This is a genomic window from Microcoleus sp. bin38.metabat.b11b12b14.051 (assembly GCF_013299165.1).
Classification (GTDB): domain Bacteria; phylum Cyanobacteriota; class Cyanobacteriia; order Cyanobacteriales; family Microcoleaceae; genus Microcoleus.
The window spans coordinates 1-20,384 of sequence record NZ_JAAFKD010000055.1 but is presented as its reverse complement, the minus strand read 5'-3'; the positions used below and the strand labels follow the sequence as shown (position 1 = coordinate 20,384).

General features: G+C 47.7%; 18 protein-coding genes and 1 pseudogene. 5 read left to right on the top strand and 14 right to left on the bottom strand.

Annotated elements, in window-relative coordinates:
• Positions 1-174 precede the first annotated feature (174 nt).
• The gene (locus QZW47_RS29590) at positions 175-1,449 is read right to left on the bottom strand and encodes a ribulose bisphosphate carboxylase small subunit (RefSeq protein ID WP_293135971.1); all 1,275 of its coding nucleotides are present in this window, start codon (positions 1,447-1,449) and stop codon (positions 175-177) included.
• A gap of 231 nt (positions 1,450-1,680) precedes the next feature.
• Here QZW47_RS29590 and QZW47_RS29585 point away from each other — a divergent pair, with 231 nt between their 5' ends.
• Both QZW47_RS29585 and QZW47_RS29580 read left to right on the top strand, forming a co-directional pair.
• Positions 1,681-2,955, top strand: coding sequence for an aspartate aminotransferase family protein (locus QZW47_RS29585; RefSeq protein WP_293135967.1), 1,275 nt, complete (start codon positions 1,681-1,683; stop codon positions 2,953-2,955).
• Positions 2,956-3,311: 356 nt separating this feature from the next.
• On the top strand, positions 3,312-6,989 hold the full coding sequence (locus QZW47_RS29580; protein WP_293135962.1) for a CHAT domain-containing tetratricopeptide repeat protein: 3,678 nt from the start codon (positions 3,312-3,314) through the stop codon (positions 6,987-6,989).
• A 1,673-nt stretch (positions 6,990-8,662) separates the two neighbouring features.
• Here QZW47_RS29580 and QZW47_RS30295 read toward each other — a convergent pair.
• On the bottom strand, positions 8,663-9,085 hold the full coding sequence (locus QZW47_RS30295; protein WP_366930953.1) for a CAAD domain-containing protein: 423 nt from the start codon (positions 9,083-9,085) through the stop codon (positions 8,663-8,665).
• 369 nt (positions 9,086-9,454) lie between these two features.
• Positions 9,455-10,888: pseudogene (gene gltX, locus QZW47_RS30290) on the bottom strand (glutamate--tRNA ligase); the annotation flags it as partial.
• A 339-nt stretch (positions 10,889-11,227) separates the two neighbouring features.
• On the opposite strand from gltX, the gene QZW47_RS29570 reads away from it, so the two are divergent.
• On the top strand, positions 11,228-11,704 hold the full coding sequence (locus QZW47_RS29570; RefSeq protein WP_293135954.1) for a thiol-disulfide oxidoreductase DCC family protein: 477 nt from the start codon (positions 11,228-11,230) through the stop codon (positions 11,702-11,704).
• 106 nt (positions 11,705-11,810) lie between these two features.
• Positions 11,811-12,020, top strand: a complete 210-nt coding sequence (locus QZW47_RS29565) for a hypothetical protein (RefSeq protein ID WP_293135947.1) — start codon at positions 11,811-11,813, stop codon at positions 12,018-12,020.
• A 26-nt stretch (positions 12,021-12,046) separates the two neighbouring features.
• On the opposite strand, the gene QZW47_RS29560 is transcribed toward QZW47_RS29565, so the two are convergent.
• Positions 12,047-12,712 (bottom strand): Uma2 family endonuclease, encoded by a 666-nt coding sequence (locus QZW47_RS29560; protein ID WP_293135942.1) that lies wholly within the window; start codon positions 12,710-12,712, stop codon positions 12,047-12,049.
• A 632-nt stretch (positions 12,713-13,344) separates the two neighbouring features.
• On the opposite strand from QZW47_RS29560, the gene QZW47_RS29555 reads away from it, so the two are divergent.
• Positions 13,345-13,686, top strand: a complete 342-nt coding sequence (locus QZW47_RS29555; RefSeq protein WP_293135937.1) for a hypothetical protein — start codon at positions 13,345-13,347, stop codon at positions 13,684-13,686.
• Positions 13,687-13,777: 91 nt separating this feature from the next.
• Here QZW47_RS29555 and QZW47_RS29550 read toward each other — a convergent pair whose 3' ends face one another.
• From QZW47_RS29550 to QZW47_RS29505, 10 genes are all read right to left on the bottom strand, one after another.
• A complete protein-coding gene (locus QZW47_RS29550; protein WP_293135933.1) occupies positions 13,778-15,283 on the bottom strand; it encodes a type IV secretory system conjugative DNA transfer family protein in 1,506 nt (501 codons plus the stop codon).
• On the bottom strand, positions 15,270-15,737 hold the full coding sequence (locus QZW47_RS29545) for a hypothetical protein (protein ID WP_293135928.1): 468 nt from the start codon (positions 15,735-15,737) through the stop codon (positions 15,270-15,272). Before QZW47_RS29545 ends, QZW47_RS29550 begins: the two co-directional genes overlap by 14 nt.
• 35 nt (positions 15,738-15,772) lie before the next feature.
• Complete coding sequence (locus QZW47_RS29540) at positions 15,773-16,447, bottom strand: hypothetical protein (RefSeq protein WP_293135915.1); 675 nt, start codon at positions 16,445-16,447, stop codon at positions 15,773-15,775.
• A 66-nt stretch (positions 16,448-16,513) separates the two neighbouring features.
• On the bottom strand, positions 16,514-16,729 hold the full coding sequence (locus tag QZW47_RS29535) for a hypothetical protein (protein WP_293135910.1): 216 nt from the start codon (positions 16,727-16,729) through the stop codon (positions 16,514-16,516).
• A 2-nt stretch (positions 16,730-16,731) separates the two neighbouring features.
• Positions 16,732-16,908 carry a hypothetical protein gene (locus tag QZW47_RS29530; protein WP_293135902.1) on the bottom strand — a complete coding sequence of 59 codons (177 nt, stop codon included), beginning with the start codon at positions 16,906-16,908 and terminating at the stop codon, positions 16,732-16,734.
• Positions 16,909-16,911: 3 nt separating this feature from the next.
• Positions 16,912-17,448, bottom strand: coding sequence for a hypothetical protein (locus tag QZW47_RS29525; protein WP_293135897.1), 537 nt, complete (start codon positions 17,446-17,448; stop codon positions 16,912-16,914).
• A 390-nt stretch (positions 17,449-17,838) separates the two neighbouring features.
• Positions 17,839-18,177 (bottom strand): hypothetical protein, encoded by a 339-nt coding sequence (locus QZW47_RS29520; RefSeq protein WP_293135894.1) that lies wholly within the window; start codon positions 18,175-18,177, stop codon positions 17,839-17,841.
• Positions 18,178-18,236: 59 nt separating this feature from the next.
• Positions 18,237-18,560 (bottom strand): hypothetical protein, encoded by a 324-nt coding sequence (locus tag QZW47_RS29515; RefSeq protein WP_293135891.1) that lies wholly within the window; start codon positions 18,558-18,560, stop codon positions 18,237-18,239.
• 581 nt (positions 18,561-19,141) lie between these two features.
• Positions 19,142-19,633, bottom strand: a complete 492-nt coding sequence (locus QZW47_RS29510) for a DUF4339 domain-containing protein (RefSeq protein ID WP_293135888.1) — start codon at positions 19,631-19,633, stop codon at positions 19,142-19,144.
• 476 nt (positions 19,634-20,109) lie between these two features.
• Positions 20,110-20,384: hypothetical protein (locus QZW47_RS29505; RefSeq protein ID WP_293135885.1), on the bottom strand; the 275-nt coding region annotated here is incomplete at its 5' end.

The window sequence follows — 20,384 nt, the reverse complement described above, 5'->3', positions numbered from 1 at the left end:
GGTTATCAGGTTGGTAGTGAGGACTTCAGTCCTTTAATTTTAGGAAGGACTAAAGTCCTCACTACAAAGGGTTATCAGGTTGGTAGTGAGGACTTCAGTCCTTTAATTTTAGGAAGGACTAAAGTCCTCACTACAAACCAATTACTGATTTTTTTAGGTGCAGTGAAGCACCGCCTACTTTGGCCGCTGAATAATTGTTTCAACAACTCGGCGCTTGACTTTTGGATCGATACCAATCAGCCGCACGTATTCGCCGCTATGTTCCGCTAGACAAGTTTCTAAAGATGCAACTACATCTTTTTCCTGTGCAGTTTTAATGGTTGCACAACTTTGCCAGGAACCAGTTTTAAAGCGGCGATTGTCTGCATATTCCATACCAATTTTGCAGCCTCTTGCTAACAACTGCTGCACTTGTTCCAATACCTCACTACTCAGCCGCGCAGCTTTACCGTTAGTAACTTCAGAACTTGGCTCGACATAAGCTTTATAATATTTCGAGGATGGGTCGTTTTGTTGAGTTGGCGTTGGCGCAGCAGCCGGGATGTTGACGCTTCCGGGAACGTTGAACAGCCGCGATTGATTGTATTCATCTACTAAGCGCATTTCCTGCACGCGCTTCTGTTGGCCAACCATCAAACTGCCCATTTCTATTAAATGAGCGAGACTAAAATTCGGGTTGGGGAACTCTGGCGGTGCTTCCAGAGTGTTGACTAAACGCTTGGAAACTTGCTCAATTCCGATTTTGTGGATGAATTCGCGGATTTGTTCGTCGTAAATGCGCGATCGCAAAGCGCTAAAAAAGTCGATCGCCTGATCGGCAAAATTATCTACCAAACCCACAATCTCGGTTTGTGACAAATTGTCCGACTCAAAAATTCCGCCCACAATCCCAATTTTATCATCCCGGCTGGGTTCCCAATAAAATTTTTCCATCCGCCCGTCGCGAATCAGCGGCGCGTACAGCGTAGCAAAGTCATTTCCAGTGACAATAATCGGCACTCGATGCAGAGGCGTACTGTCATAACTTCCCGGTAACTGCACGTTGGTTGGATTGTCCGCAATATTCATCAGAGTGGCATTCACCATCTGAGTATTGACAGTATATTGAGTAGTAGTATCGAACCTACCAGCCCCGGCATCCAAATCGTTAATAAAAATTGCACACATTTCGCCCCGCACCCGAATTTGCTCGGCAGCTTCGCGATAGCGCAAGCGAATTAAACGCGCCGGATCTCCGGCATCGGGGCTTTCTAATTCGCCGCCAGATATCATCACTGGTTCAAAACCCATGCGCCTAAAAACGAGTTCGGCTTGAAAAGTTTTGCCTTCTCCTTTGCGGCCGTGAATTCCTAAAATTAGGGGAACTCTTACCCCTGGTAAATTTAAAAAGTTTTTAGTGATATGCACCGCAACTTTATCGAGAAAGTTAGGAGAAATGTAATAACTCATCGGTAGATTTGTGAGGGATTAATTGCTATTAAGTTGTTGCTTGTGTAAATTACATATTTGGGGCGCGGCTCAAACCGCGCCCCACAAGAATTTGATTATTTCTTGATATACAACTTCAATGCCGCAACAGCTTACTGTGATGATTGTCTGACAAAAGTAACAAGCTGCACCGCGAAGCTGGATTTTTGCCGTACAATCGAGGTCTAGATATTATATGTTAAGGAGCCGTTCGTGAGTCCAGAAACCTTACTTAAAGAACCAAGCGTCCAAGAAGCCGAAGCCAGTTTGTTTAGTTCTGAAAGCTTCGACAGTTATGTCATGACTACTTACGGGCGTTTTGCGATCGCCCTGGAACGAGGCCAAGGCTGTCGCGTTTGGGATACCCAAGGCCGCGAATATCTCGATTTTGTGGCGGGTATTGCTACCTGCACTCTGGGACACGCCCACCCGGCGATGATTGCAGCGGTAACTCAGCAAATTCAAACTCTACACCACGTTTCTAATCTTTACTACATTCCTGTACAGGGCGAGCTGGCGAAGTGGCTTGTAGACCATTCTTGCGCGGATAGAGCTTTCTTTTGCAACTCCGGGGCCGAAGCAAATGAAGCGGCGATTAAACTGGCGCGCAAGTACGCCCACGAAAAATTAAATATCTCGAATCCGACAATCATTACTGCTGTTGCTAGTTTCCACGGGCGGACTTTGGCGACGATTACGGCGACGGGACAACCTAAATATCAGAAGGGTTTTAGTCCGTTGGTTCCGGGATTTCACTACGTACCCTACAACGATATCAGTGCGATCGAACTGGCGATCGAGGAACTCGACAAAGACGAACGCCAAGTAGCTGCAATTATGCTGGAAGCGCTGCAAGGTGAAGGGGGAGTTCGCCCGGGAGATATCGCCTATTTCCAACGGATTCGGGAAATTTGCGACGAAAAAGGGATTTTGCTAATTCTCGATGAAGTGCAAGTCGGGATGGGACGCAGCGGGAAATATTGGGGTTACGAAAACCTGGGGATTGAACCGGATATCTTTACCTCTGCGAAGGGGTTGGGCGGCGGTATCCCGATCGGCGCTATGCTGTGCAAGTCTTCCTGCGATGTATTTGAACCGGGAAGTCACGCTAGCACTTTTGGTGGCAATCCTTTTGCTTGCGCTGTCGCTTTGTGCGTGTGCCAAACTTTAGAACGGGAAAACTTGCTGGAAAACGTGCAGCAGCGCGGGGCACAGTTGAAATCTGGCCTCAACAAGCTGGCGGCTGCATATCCGCATTTGATTGCTGATGTGCGTGGCTGGGGTTTGATTGTCGGGCTGGAATTGCAGGCTGATATCGCACTGACATCGGCTGATATTGTCAAATCTGCGATCGCCGCTGGTGTGCTGTTGGTTCCCGCCGGGCCGAAGGTGTTGAGGTTTGTTCCGCCTCTGATTGTCTCTGCTGCTGAAGTCGATCGGGCTTTGCTGGCTGTGGAGGAAGCGCTGCGCTCTCAAGCGGTACACTAAATCTACTGAGTTGATTTTAGTTGGCTCGATCGCTCTGGCACGCGGACGATCGCCATGTACGCGCACTCAATTGAGACTAAACCGGGTTTATTTCGAGATTTATGGTTGCTAAACCCCAGATTTGTCTAAAAAACCGCGTTTCTCAGTCTACAATCTCGTAGCGTAAAAATTAAACCCGCCCCGCTGTAATTCTGTCGGGGCGGGTTTGTCAAGTTTAGGAGCGGCACCGAAACCTGTTTTTTTAGACAAATACGTTGTGGCGATGTGTATGGTGGAAAAACCTAGTTTTTTTTAATCCCCCTCGGCGACTCGTACCTCGGGTTAGGGATTGATATTTCAACCAGGAACTGATTTAATTGCTGCACAGAAGCAGCGATCGTATCGTTAATAGTTCGGCGGAATGCACGATGGACGAACAGCGTCGCGAAACAGATGTTAATATGCTCCGAGCGCTGCTGTCCAATCCTGTGGACTCAGGAATAGATGCGATTTTGAGGGCGGACTCAAAGTCGATCGACTTTGGGTTAGTGCAAACGCTTTACTTGCAACAGCCGGCAATGACACGAGACAGTTTGCTCCAAGCGGCCAAGTTTTTCCAAAGGGCGATCGCACCCTTAGAATCGGCAAAGGGCAATGCTAAATTATCCGCAATCGGGGCAGCATACTTGACTTTTTTAGCAGAGGTATTGCAGGCTGTGGCGCCCAGTGCTGATTCGCAGCACGTGTACGCCGTGTTGAAAAGCAATTTAGACAAACTCGACCAAAATTTCGCGCAACTGCTGCGCCGCTGGGCAAATTTGGTACTTCCTACTGTCAATGAATCCGAGGCCAGACGCATTGCAGCTTCGATCGGCAATCTGAGCAACAAAATTGGGCGGTTTCCCCTCGGTAGCAAAGCCAATAACTTGGAAATCGAAATCGCCGGTTACGAAACAGTTGCTAAGGTGTTTACCCGCAAAGACTTTCCCCAAGAATGGGCAGTCATGCAAAACAATCTGGGGAACGCTTACACTGATCGCCCTAAAGGCGATAAAGCTCAAAATATCGAACAGGCGATCGCTTGCTTTGAAAATGCCCTGCAAGTGCGTACTCGCGAACACTACCCATCCCACTGGGCGACTCTGCAAAACAACCTGGGAAACGCTTACAGCGAGCGCCTCAGGGGAGATTTGGCAGACAATCTCGAACAAGCCATCGCCTGCTATCAAAATGCGCTACAAGTTCGCACCCGCGAAGGTTTCGGGGGAGAGTGGGCTAGCACTCAAAACAATCTCGGCCGCGCTTACAGCCGCCGGCTGCGGGGCGATAAAGGTCAAAATCTGGAACTTGCAGTCGCTTGCTTTCAAAATGCTTTGCAAGTGTACAACCGCAAGGTGTTTCCCCGACGCTGGGCCACAACTCAAAATAATTTGGCAAATGCTTATTGCGAGTTGCTGCGGGGAAACCGAGCTGAAAATCTCGAATACGCTGTCACCTGCTATCAGAGAGCTTTGCAAGTGCGGACTCGGGAAGCTTTGCCGCTGCAATGGGCGACGACTCAAAGGAATTTGGGCAGGGTGTTTATCGATCGCATCAAAGGCGATCCGGAAGACAATGTGGAAATGGCAATCGCCTGCTTTCAAAATGCTTTGCAAGTCTACACTCGTACCAAATTTCCCGAAGCTTGGAGTTCCATCCAAACCTACCTGGGCAGGATTTACAGCCTGCGGGTGAAAGGAGACAAATCGGACAATAGGGAAATGGCGATCGTCTGCTTTCAAAACGCTTTGCTCTTTTGCAACCGCCAAAAATCTCCCGAACGCTGGGCAATGCTCTGCGCCTACCTCGGACGGGTTTTCAGCGAACACGTCAAAGGTGAAAAAAACCGCAATCTCAAAAGTGCGATCGCTTGCTATCAAAATGCCTGCCAAGTCTACACCAAAAAGCGAGTTCCCAACCGCTGGGCAATGCTACAAATTTATCAGGGCCAAGCTTTTTTGGAACTGACGGAGACGGAAAACTCGTCCTACCTCGATCGCGCCATTTCCTGCTATCACAGTGCCGCCCAAGTCTACACTCGCGAAACCTATCCCCACCGCTGGGCTCAAATTTTATTTTATTTGGGTCAAGCTTACCGAGCTCAGGGCGATTTTTTTCGAGCCTACGGCTTGTTTACTGCTGCTGTGGATACTGTGGAATTTTTGCGTAGCGAAGCTGGGGTTGATACGGCCGATTTGGGCGATCGCGCCAGTACCGTAAAAGCCAAATTAACCCGCACCTGGACTGAACTGTATAAATGCCTGATCGAAGTTTGCCTGGAACTCGGCAACACCCAGCCGGAATATTGTGCTAAAGCCCTGGAATACGCCGAACGCCACAAAAATCGGAATTTAGTAGAACTGCTGGTAAAATCGCAGTTGACACCCAAAGGGGACATTCCCGTAGCAGTGGTGGGGGAATTGGAATCGCTGCAATCGGAAATTGCGGGGGAACAGCGGCACCAAGAACAGCGAGAGTCCGAGCCGAGTCATAGCTTGATGTCTGAGGGCGACAGCCAAAGTTTGAACAGCGGTTCTCTGCTTCCCAACTCGGACTTGATGCACTTAAATCAATTGTGGCGGCAGCTTGATGGGTTGATTGCTCGATCGGTGCAAGCAAAAGATCCTTTCTTCAGCTTAGCTCGCAAAGTTGACCCCATCGCTTTCGAGCAAATTTGCCAATTGTTACCTGATGCCAATTCCGCTGCGGTGGTGTGGGCGAGTTTGGGGGATTTGCTGGTGGCTTTTGTGGTGGTTGCTGGGGCGCAGTATCCCGCCGTGCACCTCTGTTCGCCGGACAGTGCTTTGGCTGCTGAAACTTGGGCCCGGGAGTACCTCAGCGCTTATTCAGAACAAAAAGGTCGCTGGATCAATCATCTCCCGGCTCGGCTCAAACGCTTGGCTGCGCTGCTGGAAATCGATCGAGTGGTAGCGCTGATTCCGGAAAATTGCGATCGGCTGATTGTTGTGCCGCACCGATTTTTGCACGCTTTGCCCCTCCACGCTTTGCCTCTGGGCGTAAAAGATGGGTTTGACAGCGCCAGTGCAGGTTTTAGGCCTAATTGGGGCTCCCATAGCGGTTTTGATGGGGATGGGCACAGTGGTTCCGATTTTTCTCAAGGTTCTACCTTTGGCGAGGTTGGCGCACCAGTTTATTTGACCGATCGATTTGCTGGAGGAATTCGCTATGCTCCTAGTTGCGCTCTTTTGCGCTTGAGACAAATCGCGCGCAACGCAGCTATTGGTCGCTACAGACCTCGTTTGCAGCATCTGGTAGCCGTTCCCACTTTCACCAGAGATTCGCTCTACAGCAACCTGGAAATCGGCAACATTTCTCAGTATTTTTCTAGTGCGGAAGTTTTGCGCCAGAAACAGGCGCTTAAAGAAGCATTTTCTATAGCAATCTCGCCTGCCAATCACGGTAATTTTTCCAGGGAAATAGGGCAATTGCAGCAAAAAAAATGCGTTCATTTTGCTTGTTTAAGTTTGCTTAATTTGGCTTTTCCCCTCAAATCCGGCGTATTTTTAAGGAATGACTCTCTGAATTTGGAAGAAATATTTAATTTGAATTTTAGGCAATACTTTTTAGTAACTTTATCAGCTTGTGAAATTGCAGCCGACTTTCCGGGCGGTGCTGGAGATTTTGTCGGTTTGTCTGCGGGTTTTTTGTATGCTGGTACCTCTAGTGTTGTCAGCAGTCTTTGGAAAGTAAACGACGTTTCGACGCTGCTGCTGACGAGCAAGTTTTATGAAAATCTCGGACAATTTCCTCGGTTGCAGGTGGGGGATGTGGCGCGAGCGCTGGGAGACGCTCAAAGGTGGCTGCGAGATTTGACTGGGGAGGAATTGGAGGTTTTGCTGGCGGATTTTCAACCTCAAATTTCCCAAACGTTCGATCGGCTTTCTCAAAGTTCTCGCCTGATTGCGGAGGCTTCTTTGCAGCAAATTCGCAACCGCAAACGCTGTCCTTTTGCCAATCCCTATCACTGGGCAGCTTTTACGGCTGCTGGGGTTTAGTCATTAGTCATTAGTCATTAGTCATTAGTCATTTGTCATTAGTCATTAGTCATTGGTTATTTGTAGTAGGGTGTGTCGCCCTTGAAAAAACATCGCATCCTCTCGATAATTTCAGGGCGACGCACCTGACACAATGCAGAGAAAAAAACCAGACAAACAGCCATTAGTAGTAGGGTGTGTCGCCCTTGAAAAAACATCGCATCCCATCGATAATTTCAGGGCGACGCACCTGACACAATGCAGAGAAAAAAACCAGACAAACAGCCATGAGTAGTAGGGTGTGTCGCCCTTGAAAAGACATCGCATCCCATCGATAATTTCAGGGCGACGCACCTGACACAATGCAGTGAAAAAAACCAGACAAACAGCCATGAGTAGTAGGGTGTGTCGCCCTTGAAAAAACATCGCATCCCATCGATAATTTCAGGGCGACGCACCTGACACAATGCAGAGAAAAAAACCAGACAAACAGCCATGAGTAGTAGGGTGTGTCGCCCTTGAAAAGACATCGCATCCCATCGATAATTTCAGGGCGACGCACCTGACACAATGCAGTGAAAAAAACCAGACAAACAGCCATGAGTAGTAGGGTGTGTCGCCCTTGAAAAAACATCGCATCCCATCGATAATTTCAGGGCGACGCACCTGACACAATGCAGAGAAAAAAACCAGACAAACAGCCATGAGTAGTAGGGTGTGTCGCCCTTGAAAAAACATCGCATCCCATCGATAATTTCAGGGCGACGCACCTGACACAATGCAGTGAAAAAAACCAGACAAACAGTAGTTTTATTTGCAGTATTCTCTCTCTTTGCATGGTGCGTCGCTGCGAGATTGTCGGTTTGTATTCATAGATTTATCGCAGGCGACGCACCCTACGACGCACCTGACACAATGCAGAGAAAAAAACCAGACAAACAGCCATGAGTAGTAGGGTGTGTCGCCCTTGAAAAAACATCGCATCCCATCGATAATTTCAGGGCGACGCACCAGACACAATGCAGTGAAAAAAACCAGACAAACAGCCATTAGTAGTAGGGTGTGTCGCCCTTGAAAAAACATCGCATCCTCTCGATAATTTCAGGGCGACGCACCTGACACAATGCAGTGAAAAAAACCAGACAAACAGTAGTTTTATTTGCGGTATTCTCTCTCTTTGCATGGTGCGTCGCTGCGAGATTGTCGGTTTGTATTCATGGATTTATCGCAGGCGACGCACCCTACGACTTGCTGACACAATGCAGAGAAAAAAACCAGACAAACAGCCATTAGTAGTAGGGTGTGTCGCCCTTGAAAAGACATCGCATCCCATCGATAATTTCAGGGCGACGCACCAGACACAATGCAGTGAAAAAAACCAGACAAACAGCCATTAGTAGTAGGGTGTGTCGCCCTTGAAAAAACATCGCATCCTCTCGATAATTTCAGGGCGACGCACCTGACACAATGCAGTGAAAAAAACCAGACAAACAGTAGTTTTATTTGCGGTATTCTCTCTCTTTGCATGGTGCGTCGCTGCGAGATTGTCGGTTTGTATTCATGGATTTATCGCAGGCGACGCACCCTACGACTTCCTTCTTATTTAATGAATTAATCATTAAAAAACCCGACACTCACAACATATTTAAAATTGTCGGTGTCGGGTACAAAATCAACAAATTATCAACAAAAATTTAGGATTTTTTGCCAAAAACTTGTTCTTTCAAAGCTTGAATTTCTTGACCTAATTGTTGTCTGTTGGAAGAGCGCAGCAAATAGCGATAGATAAACCAGGCGCTGTATCCGATACCAATTAACTCGAATGTGGGTGCTAGGAGGGGAATGTCGTTGAGTTCGTCTATTACGCCCAACAGCACTTTCAAAGAAACAATCGAGGCTAAAATCACGCCCACAACTGTCAGAGGACTTTTGTACTGCTCGTAAAAGCTGCCGATGTAAGCCGGCAACTCGGACAAAATTGAGATAATTTGTTCTTTGATTTGCTGGGTCTGATTTGGCGGTTCTTCGGTAATGATGACTTTTGTGCTGTCTGCTTCATTTTCAGCAGGAATTTCGGTGATAATAACGGTTGTTTCTGGTTCGTTTGATGAAGTCATTTCTCCACTCGCAATAGTTTTTTGCTGGTTGGCGGCAGGTATTTCAACTGCTGCTGCGGCTGTTTCAACGGTCGAAATATCGACTGCTGAAACTTCCGTTCCGACTGTTTCAACAGTCGGGGTTTCGACTGCTGTAACTTCCGCTGCTATTTCAACAGTTGGTGTTTCGACTGCTGTAACTTCCGCTGCTGGTTCTGTTACCGGGGTTGCGACTGTTTCAACAGTTGGTGTTTCGACTGCTGTAACTTCCACTGCTGGCTGTTCCGGGGCGGAAGTTTCAGCGGGAATTGCTGCGGAAGTTTCGGCGTTGGGTGGTTCTGGGGTAGGAGTTTGGGCCGCGACACCAACAGCCGACAAATTCAAGTTGCTAATGGCATCAAGCAAGCGGGTTTTAGCCGTCCCCCGCTGGTGAAGGATTACCCAAGATTCTATCAGGTCGGGGCCGTGCATTGCACCTGTCAGACCTGCTCGGAGCGATCGCATAATTAGCCCTTTGTTAAGATTTTTCTCTTTACTGAGCTTTTTAGTGATTTTCTGAGCTTCGGCTGATGTCAGAGTGGAATGACTTTCCAGAGCTTCTAGAACTGCTTGCAGGGCGGATGCTGCTCCTGTTTGCTGCAATTGTGCGATGGCTTCTTCTTCGTATTCCACGGTTGGGGAGAAGAACAACTTGCACATACCGACAGCATCGGTTAAGCGAACGAGACTCGGGCCGATTAAAGCAGCTATTTGTTCGAGCCAAGGGCGATCGGCCTTTGAATCAAACTCATAACCGGCTTTCTGCCAATAAGGTACCAGCAAATCTGTCAATTGCGATACTGGCATTTTGTGCAGGTATTGACCGTTGAGCCAATTCAGTTTATCCCAGTCAAATTTTGCACCTGCTTTGTTGACTCGATCGAATGTAAATACTGCTGCTGCTTCGGACAATGTAAATATTTCTTGCGTTGAATCCGGCGCCGTCCAACCCAGCAAAGTCATGTAATTGACTAAAGCTTCGGGGATGTAGCCCATATCTTTGAAGTCAGAAATCGAGGTAACACCGTCGCGTTTAGAAAGTTTTTGCCCTTGCAAGTTCAAAATCAGCGGCGTGTGGGCAAATACTGGGAGTGTCGCACCCAAAGCTTCGTAAAGCAATATTTGTTTCGGAGTATTGCCGATGTGATCTTCGCCCCGGATGACGTGGGTGATGGCCATGTCGATGTCATCGACAACTACGGCGAGGTTGTAGAGGGGTTGGCCGATGGCGCCGCCGCTGGATGCCCGGGCGATTACCATATCGCCGCCGAGGTCGCTGCCTTTCCAGGTTACGGTGTCGCGCACCATGTCGTTCCAGGATATGGTGCGATCGTCCTCAATCATAAACCGAATCACAGCTTGCCGCCCTTCGGCTTCAAAAGCTTCACGTTGTTCGGGAGTCAGATTACGGTGGCGGTTGTCGTAGCGGGGGGCTTGTTTGTTGGCTTTTTGTGCTTCCCGCAGCTTGTCTAATTCTTCGGAGGAGGTGTAGCAGCGGTAAGCCAGTCCTTTGTCGAGAAGGGTTTGGACTGCTTGGCGGTAAATTTCCAGACGCTGCGACTGAAAACTCGGGCCTTCGTCCCAGTTCATACCCAGCCAGGTAAGTCCTTCGATGATATTGTCGGTGTATTCGCTTTTGGAACGTTCAACATCTGTGTCTTCTACCCGCAGGATGAATTTGCCGCCTTGGTTGCGGGCAAACAGCCAGTTAAATACGGCGGTTCTGGCGGTACCGATGTGAAGGTTTCCGGTGGGACTGGGGGCTAGACGGACTCTGACGTTCATGTAGATTTTTGCTTTGAGATTGAGGGCAATTTGCTGGTTGGAGAAATAGTTGATGTTTAAGACTTCAAATTTTATTATATTTTGTTGCCGCCTTAAAATTTGTGCTGGGCGGCTGGAAGTGCCTGTAATTGCTCGAAGGCCTGTGGTTTAGCGATCGGGCGAAAAAGTCTCCTCCCCGATCGCACCACACGCCATGTTGACGATATTAGCACTCCCGGCTGCCCCGGCTGGATTGACCTTTCGGACTATTTTTTAAACCACAGATCGGTGTCTGGTACCCGATCGCTATCAATTCTTGTAAAATGTTGGTGTGCGATCGCCATTGAAATAAATTTCCCTATGTCTGCTGCTAAAACTGAATTTCCCGAATCTGTTGAAATCAAGCCATCTTGGCAAATAGAAATGCTCTACGACGGTGAATGTCCGCTGTGCGTGCGGGAAGTCAATTTCTTGAAAAAGCGGGACGCGGGGCGAGGTTTGGTGTCGTTTGTGGATATCGCACAGGAGGACTACAACCCGCAAGCCCACGGCGGAATTGATTACGAAACGGCGATGGGCCGGATTCACGCGGTGTTACCCGACGGTACGGCAATTAGAGATGTTGAGGTTTTCCGTCGCATTTATGAGATTCTGGGTATGGGCTGGATTTATGCAGTTACTAAGTTGCCGGTTGTTGGGACGATCGCGAATTGGCTGTACGGAATTTGGGCTGATTGGCGGCTGAGGTTGACGGGAAGACAGGATTTAGCAAGTATTATGAGCGATCGAACTGCGCGGATCGAGTGCGAAACTCAAGGCCGCTGTCGGTCTAATTGAAAATGAATGATATTTAGTAAGTGCGATCGACAGATTTGCAGATTTCAGCAGAAACAAACTGCAACTAAGATTAAAAATTGATTGCTATCGAAAAGCAGGGGAAAAAATGGAAGACGCAGGATATACAGTCTTCATGGGCTTTGGTGCCCTCTGGGTACTGATGGGAATTGTCGCTGTGACTTTTCTCTTTAAATCCGATGGTCAAAAACTGAGGTTTGGTAAATGGGGATTGCTAGTTGCTATTCCGATTCTTGTACCCATCACCCTGGTATTACTTTATCAGATTGCCCGATCGTTGATTGTCTCGCACCTGTGAGAGACTGAATATCTAGGCTTTAAGTATTATTGCTCAGTTGTTTCGGGCGATCGTAAATTCTCCCTCACCCATTCACGCAAGGCATCAAGTATAGTCAGATCATCCTCCGTCTCGGCCATCTGCAAAAACTGATTGATTATCTCAGAAGAAACAATCGGAAAAGTGCTACTATAATCACAGACTACATATTCTGCATTCTGAAGTTGAAAAAATTGTACATTTTCTCCGAGATATCTCCAGATTTCAGGAACTCCAAGACTTTTGTAAATCACAAAGCGATTAGTCGATGGACTTGTGAGATCGACTTCAATGATTAAATCAGGTGGCGGATCGGTTGACAAGTTAATTTTTCTGCCGATAATGCGATCGACATTTTGGATATAAAAACACGAATCTGGTTCTGCACCTTGTTTTAAATCTTCACGATTAAGAGTTGTCGAACCAAATCCCTTACGTTTCAATTTTAATTCATCACTTAAAGCGGTTACAAACTGTTTTAGCAAACAATTCACAGTTTCATGCAAGTCTGATGGCATGATAATTTCTAAGACTCCTTGAGAATAGGAAAATAGCGAGGATCTCTTGTCTCCTGCTTCTGCTAATAAGCTTTCATAAGTCTGCCAGCTAATATTAGATAATACTACTCGCTGTGTAGTTATTTTGGGTGACGGTTTAATGGGTGTAATGAGCATATTTTTCTACTCCCAGGCGATTTTAGATTAGATATTTGAAAAATACTGAAAGCATTTTGAGTTTACTTCCAGTTATATCCCAGAGCATTAATCAATCTACTCTAGCGGTTCTCAAAAACATGAGGTATGCCAAATTATGCGAGGGTCAGCTTTTCGCACGGAGGCCATCTTTACCTCCAGAAACCTCAGAAAGCCTATCAGCACTTGCGATTCCCAATTACCAATTACCAATTACTGAATATACCCCACCTTTTTGAGAAAGGCTATATCTCAATATATCTATCAAAATCTGATAACTGGGGTCTTAGACTTTCTATTTACGAGAGAACGGGACAGACGGGGCTCGAACCCGCAACTTCCGCCGTGACAGGGCGAAAGGTGTCGCTTGCCCACTCCCGTGTTTCAATCGTCAACCTGCTTCTAACAAACTGCGCTTTCATTTTTTCAATTACAATTCTACCTAATTAGACGGGCTACAATCTAAAGATCGCAAACTTCATCCGAAACATCGGCGACGGTCGAAACCGACTTATCAAAAGTAGAAGCGGCCGACTTGCTTAACCAGTTGAAGACCAGGCGCAAAAAATCAACCGCGACGCTCGCAGATGTTGAGGAAATCTTAGAAATTTTGAATGGCAACAATGAATCTTAAGGATTACCGCGCGAAACTTACTCAAATCCCGGAATTATACGCATCACAATATGTGGAAAAAGCAATTGAACTTGAAATGGAGTATTTGTCAGAACAAGCCGTCCCCGACGCGGAAACCGCTATCCGACTAATCCGGGAAGCTCAAGAGCGCGGGGATTTACCCGAACTGGAAGACGACGCGGAACCGGAAGATTGGGACTGTGAGCTATTGGAACTTTTGGATGACGAATCGCCTGACGACAGAATATGGCGATGCGAGAATGGCAACTACATGATTGATGTAGTTGCCGAGACTGGAGAGGTAATTTTTATCTCCGGCTGATGGGAAATTAGAAGCCGATAATCCCAAAAAAAACCCTCGGCGCGATGCCGGGGGCTTTTTGGGTGTGTCACGCTGCAAGCTAACGACGGGTCTATTCTCCCATCAATTCTTTGAACTGAGTATAGGCTGCTTTCCAATCGGCTGAACCGCCCTTTTTGCAAGCCCACAGACGCTCGATAATCTGAGTTTGGTTGAGTTCACAACGCAAGCTTTTTATTAAATTTAGGGCTTGTTCGCGACTTAATTCTAATAAGGTGTATTTTGGTTCAGTATCACCACAAGTCTCGTCAGCACTAAGGTTCAGAGGTTCAGCAACTGGTTCAAATGGTTCAAGTTCGGGCTTACTTAGATCGAATTCCATGCCCCAAGTTTTTTCTAAATAAGCTCGGCTATCAGGGGCGTTTTGATTGGAATTAGCAGCGGAATTTTCAACACCAGGGGCCGAGTGTTTCGCAAGTGCAACCAAAGTTCGATCGCCCAAACTCTCCCCCGGTAGCTTGACCATTGCCTCAAATTTGGGGGTAGCCCGACCGCCTTCTCCCTGTTCTCCTAGTATTTCAATCTCCAAAAAAGCCTCATCTCGCAACGAGGCGAACCCTTTGGCATTAGCTAATCCTGCAAGGGTGCGGGTGTGGCTGATGATGACCCCAAACATCTCAACCTTGCGGATGTCTGTCACTAATTGCTCAAAAAACTCGGTACTGTTCGCACACTTATTACCCCAGCGGGTGAATTCATCGCATACAAAGGTTAGCGGCTCAAATCTCGGATTTGGTTCAGCTTGGACTCTCTTGTAACGTTTGCCAACCTCTTCGGCAAACCAGGCAAGTTTTGCGTCGATCGCCCCGTAATTCATCCCCCCGCCGATTACCTCGCAGCCAGACCAAGCACCGTAGGCGGCGTGAGGGTCAAGGACTATGATTCGATGTCCGGCTGTTTTTCTTTTTGCGACTTCTTCAGCAGCAAAGTAAGTTTTCCCTGAACCGGGAGAACCATAAATTAGCACCGAAGGATACCAGGTTAGATTAGGGATTTTGTTACCACCCGATTCAATTGCTGTTACTTTTACGTCTTCTATTTTGTCACTGGGGTTTGTTGTCGAGTCGAGCGTCGCGGTTCCCGTTAGCGCCGCCTGCTGTTGGCTGGTGTTGATGCCCAAAGACTCACAATATGCCGCCTCAATCTCACCCTCAAACGCCACCTCATCAGCGTCTAACAGCTTCTTATATTTCATCTGAGTCTGTGCCATTAAGTAGGCAGATTCAGCAGCAAAACCAAACTCATAAGCTTGTTTCTGGTATCCCTTAATCTTTTGGCGGATAGGCTCTTGCTCCTCTTCATTGCGGGCGATTAACATAACTGTCACCATGCCACCAGTCGCCAACAGAGAGAGTAAGATTTTAAGCCCCCCATATCCCCGTTCTATGCCCTTAAATTCTGCCTTTGCGGGTACAAGCCATGCAGGGGCATATTCGATTCTGTTGCCGACTCTGTACTCAATTCTATCATTAAATTGTAAGGCTGTAGCCGTCGCGAAACCCGCTAATCCTAGCCCTAGCAACCCAGAAACAATCACCTGATTCTTATTTACTAACATTCAACTTGCTCCAAATTTGTGTGCTGACAAAGCCGAGCGTGATAACAAGTAGTGCAAAGCTCAAAATGAGTGATTGGGAATTGGCAATTATCCAAGCTTGCCAAGCGTCCCAGTTAGCGGCTAGCAGTGCAGTCCCGATCGCAATCAAGATTAAAGTGCCGCGAAGTTTTGCGGGCTCATCGGCGCTAATTGCGTACAATCCCAAGCCCAAAGAAGCGGCGGGGATGAGAATTACAGCAGCCGGGATTAGAGCCGGAATCGCCCGCACGATAAGGGATGCAGACAAACCAGCGCCGAAGTAACTGCCAAACTCTCCCCAGTTTCCCGTCAATGCCCAAAACCGCTCAATATTGGTGATTTCGGGTGTTTTGGTTTGCTGTTGCTGTTCCGATTGTGTTGGAGTTGCTGAGTTCAAATAGTCGAATTCTGAAGAGTCAAATTCGGGTAAATACATGAGAAAAAGGCGGGTTTTTAGCCCGCACTAAACTACTATTTCTTGCCTGAGAAGAAGTCGAATAAACCGCCTAAAAATCCCTTAGAATTGCCAGCGCCGACAGGACTCATGCCACCCGAACCGCCTGCCGTGGCTGAAATGGGGTCAAAGTCGCGAGCGTTGATGTAAGTATTGAAACCCGCGCGCCGATTCTGCATGGCTATTGCTTGCTGCGGACTTGCTTGGATTGCCTTGAGGGATTGCTGAAAGCCGTTCTGCTGTATTTGTCCCTTCGCTTGATGGTTCGCTTTGATTAATAGTAATCGTTGCCGGAAGTCGGCGTTAGCAAGGGTTTGGTGGCTTGCTTGCTGCACTTGTACCAGGCTTAATTCCTGCTGCAATTTGTGGCTAAGTGTGACGATATGCGATTCGTGCTTAGCGCCTGCGATAATTGCTTTAGCTACGAATTTGTCAATCTCTGCCTTGTCCGTTAAGCCCCCTTCAATTGCTTCTAGAGTTAGCCGCTCAATTTCTACTTTGTTGGCGCGAATTTTGGCAACGTGCCGATTCATTACGGTTGCCAACTGCTTTTGGAGCTCTAAGATTTTTGCCGTTCTGGCGGCATCGCGTACCATCTCCGGGCTGAAGTTGCCGTACTGTCCGGGGTCATATCCAAACTCGCGCGCGACGTGGGGTGCGCCCGAAGTTTTCCCTACTCGAAAATTCACCATCTGATATAATCTCCTTAGAGTGCGGTGGAACCCCTTATCAAGGGGCTTTACTTGCTAGCCAGCCGATTACTCTTCTAGGGAAGTCGGCTGGTTTGAATTTGAATTGTTGCTGTGATTGTTGATCACGTTCCCGTAAATTATTGTCGTCGGCTGGGTTTCCTTTTTTGCAGATTGATGTCCTGCGTCATACCCAACTGCAAAAATAAGAGTGCCACCAACAATCGCGGCGCCAATCACTATTTTGTCCATGAATTTGTCGAAATTTTTGTCATCGTCAATCATTTTTAATCCCTCAAACTTTGAACTTGACCAATTACCTCGATCGCTCTAGCGTCCGTAATTCCCTCTTCTCGCAGTTGCGAGGCTGCCACCTGTAAAGCGCCCTGGGGGCGATCGGCAACCACATTAAAGTGCCTTAGCGTATTGCTTTCGCGTTTCACTTGAACCTTAAAAAAAGCCATTAATCAAGACTCCTGTAAACTCTCTAAACCAGCCCGAACCTCGTCCGTAAAACCCTGCCTCACCTCAGCAGCAGCTTGTCGCCCCAGCGTCCGCCCCAGTTCGCGGTAACTGTTGAGCAACCCAGATTTCAAGGAATTAATTTGAGTGAGATTGTCGTCGGCGGCACTGGCAGAGGTGACGGCAATCTCGTTATGTCGATCCAAAAAGACGATGGCAGAAGATTCGGCGATAGGAACTGTGGCAGGAATTTCATCCACAAATCTACGCAGATCAGAAAGTTTCCCGCTACCCAGCAATTCAAGGGCATCCAGTGCCGTTTGAGAATACTCGGTAGCCCTAGCACTCCCACGGCGCAAGGATTTAAGCTCAATATCGTAGATGCTTGTCAGCTTGGTGATGGCTTTTTGCAATGCCGCCTTATTCAAACCGAGAACGCTCTGGATTTGCGCTGCCGAATACCACCGTGAAATCGATTCCGATCCCGGACAATCGATTTGCTCAGCCTCTACGTCAATCACATCCTGTGTTTCGCGTTCCATGATTCAACTTACCTTGAAAGAATCGATTCGGAATCGATTCGGAATCGATTCGTATAAACAAAAAATAACCCGCCTTTAGGGGGCGGGTCTACTATGCAGAGCATAAAATTATGCGGTGTATAAAACTTTATGAAGTAATCCAAATAAAAGGGTTATTTGAGGCTTAGGTTCGCGATATCCAGGCTCCCCAGGATTCCTCAGATAGGAATAAAGAGTCTGTAATGGGATACCTGTTTCACGGCTAATTTTATAAACAGACCATCCGGTTATTTTGCGAAATTCTTGTGGCGAAAGCGATATTTCTGATATAATCTTCATACTGTCCTGCTGGTTAAAGTATTAGGATGGTCACGCCCCTGGCTGCTGATTACAGCGCAGGGGTATTTTAATTTAATTTTCGGAGCTTCTTGTGCCCAAGCAATGCTCCACAATTGCTACCTGGAGAATAGCCAGTAGCTTCAGTCCTTCATCCTGACCCAGTTCACTAGAGATGTAAATGCCACAAGGCATATCCATATCATCGCCGACAACGACTCGCAAATTATCAGAAAAAGCACCGCAGACACGCAAACTGAGGGCGACAGCTTCCAAAATAACTAAACACTCATTTACGCTGGCATCGCAAAATCCAAGACCATAAATACGGATCAAGGCGTTATAAACAGACGGAATAATAACGTCACCGGTACGTTCAGGATCAACATTGATACGGACGTTTTGAGCGGTCATAAGAACCTCCTAAAATAAGTGATCGCACGACTAAACCGATAAATTTCTGGCGGGTGCTGTTAAAAAGGGATGGGGTCGAATTCAACAGCCGAGCCAATCTTCTCCATAAAGCTTTCGATCTTGCTCCATCTTTGCCGCGCTTCCTCAATGCGATTCAAAATATGTGCTAACTCAGTAGATAAAGACTCCCTCTGACTCTCTAGTTCCGTAACGCTTTCGCTAAGACCTATCTTTGAGCAAACCACCTGTCGCAGCAAAATCAGTGATTCTTCGGTGTTTTCCCACGGCTCCAACTTTGCCTCCATGTAAACGTATTCACGATAATTGGAGGACTCAAAATCGTGGGTAGACCCGCGACCGTACCCGATGGTGCAAATATTCATAAGCAGAGGACTCCCTAGAGAACGTCTAAACGTTTGTCAAAAAGTCTGAGAAATCAGACTTTTACTTGCCTTCCGATTTTTGACTTGATCAAGTGGAAAATCAGCAGACATTGATTGCTAAACTTAAAAGGAAAGGGCGATCGCAGATCTACATTGCGATCGCCCGGTTTGCTTGGCTAGAGCGTTAATCTCGCCGGCGTCACCCGGCAAGCTTGGAAAAAGTCTGACAAAATCAGACTTTTTAATATTTCAAAAATCTAAGCGCCGATGGCGCGCCCGTCTCTCCGGGCTGTCGCACCACTTTGATTGGGCGGGGTTCTTTTTGGACTTTCCGGCCTTTCGCTCTCCCCTTCCGTTATTGAATGGGAATTAAAGTCCTTTCCCCATTACGTACAGCAGATGGTATTCGCCCCTGGCAGGTGTCGCCAGATTCCCGTCTTTCCGGGCTGTCACCCATTAGCGTATAGGTGCGATTTTCAGGGTTCGCACTTCGGCCGAGCTATGCGCGCCTTTCTCGGTTCGCTAGAGAGCTTCCGGGTCTTGCACCCGGATGTCCGCTTATCGGTTAGCTCTGACTGAAGTCATTTTTGAGTGAGGTAGTTTGCCAGCTCTGGGATTTCACCGGCTCGCTGCCACTCGGTTTTTTCGAGTTGCACTAAAGTGCGATCGCTAATTTGCTGCGCATCACGAAGCTGATCCTTGGTATAGGGGCCTTCAGATTTACCACTGCGGAAAACATACCACTGAGGCGTTTCTGGTTTAGGCTTCGGCGACGGTCTCCTCACTGGTCTCATGCGAGCGTCGCCGGATTCGGCTGCAAGCTGATTAAGTTCGACTTCAATGGGGTTGACTGGTATATTTGCCATTCCCGGCGATCGCCTTGTCGTCGTCACATTTTGAGCCTTGGCTTGCTTGGCAGCGCGGCGTTGACGCGCCCAAAGATCGTATTGATAAAGGTAGGCTGAAATTATCACCATCCCGATCGGAATCAAGTCGAATCTTAGTCGAAGGATTGAACGCCTCAGCAAGTAAGCATCATTTTCGTAGGCAAACTCTTTGCTAGGGGCAGGCAATATGCAATAAAGAACAAACGCTGACACGGAAAACGCTACGAGGCTAACGATGAAAGCGTTTAAACCTTCTCTCCAGTACGATCTTTTTGTACCCAGGAACTGATCCTCTAGATACTTACGAGGCAGATCGAGGCTGGAATGAGTGGGCAGGTGTGCGAGTAGAAATGTCCCGACAAACTCTATCACCCAGCGAAAGAAGGAGAACAGAAACGGCACCGTAGTCCAAGCTCCAACTAACGCGACTAAAACGCTGCTGCTGTGCCGGAAAGGCACATGAGACTGGAACAGGGAAACGGTGAAATACGTGAGCGCGAAAGCCCTGATCCATGAGATAGGATAAGGGAGCCACGCGGGCCACGGTGGAAGCTTCATAAAGTTTGGGTTGATTGATAGGGGTATCAAAATTCTCCCAAACTTTAGTCTCAAATGGTTGTGTCAGCCTCCCTGGGTATTTACGTCCAGGGAGGCTGAACTATTTAATTTTCAAGGTTCATAGCGGTCAAGAAATCATCAGGGGACTGAACAAACTCGTGAAGCTTCTCGGGGGGAACTCCACATATCTTGCATAAAGCAAGCCATTGCGCGCCACTCAGCGCTAGCCTTTCCCATCCTTGACGCCCTTCACGAGCTCTCCTACGGAGCGTAGAGGCTGAAACCTCTTGCCCAGAAAGATGAGAAATAGCTCCAGCTAATCGCTCATAGGAAAAACCCGTATTTTGCAAAAAGGTGGTCAAAGGGAAATCGCCTCCTA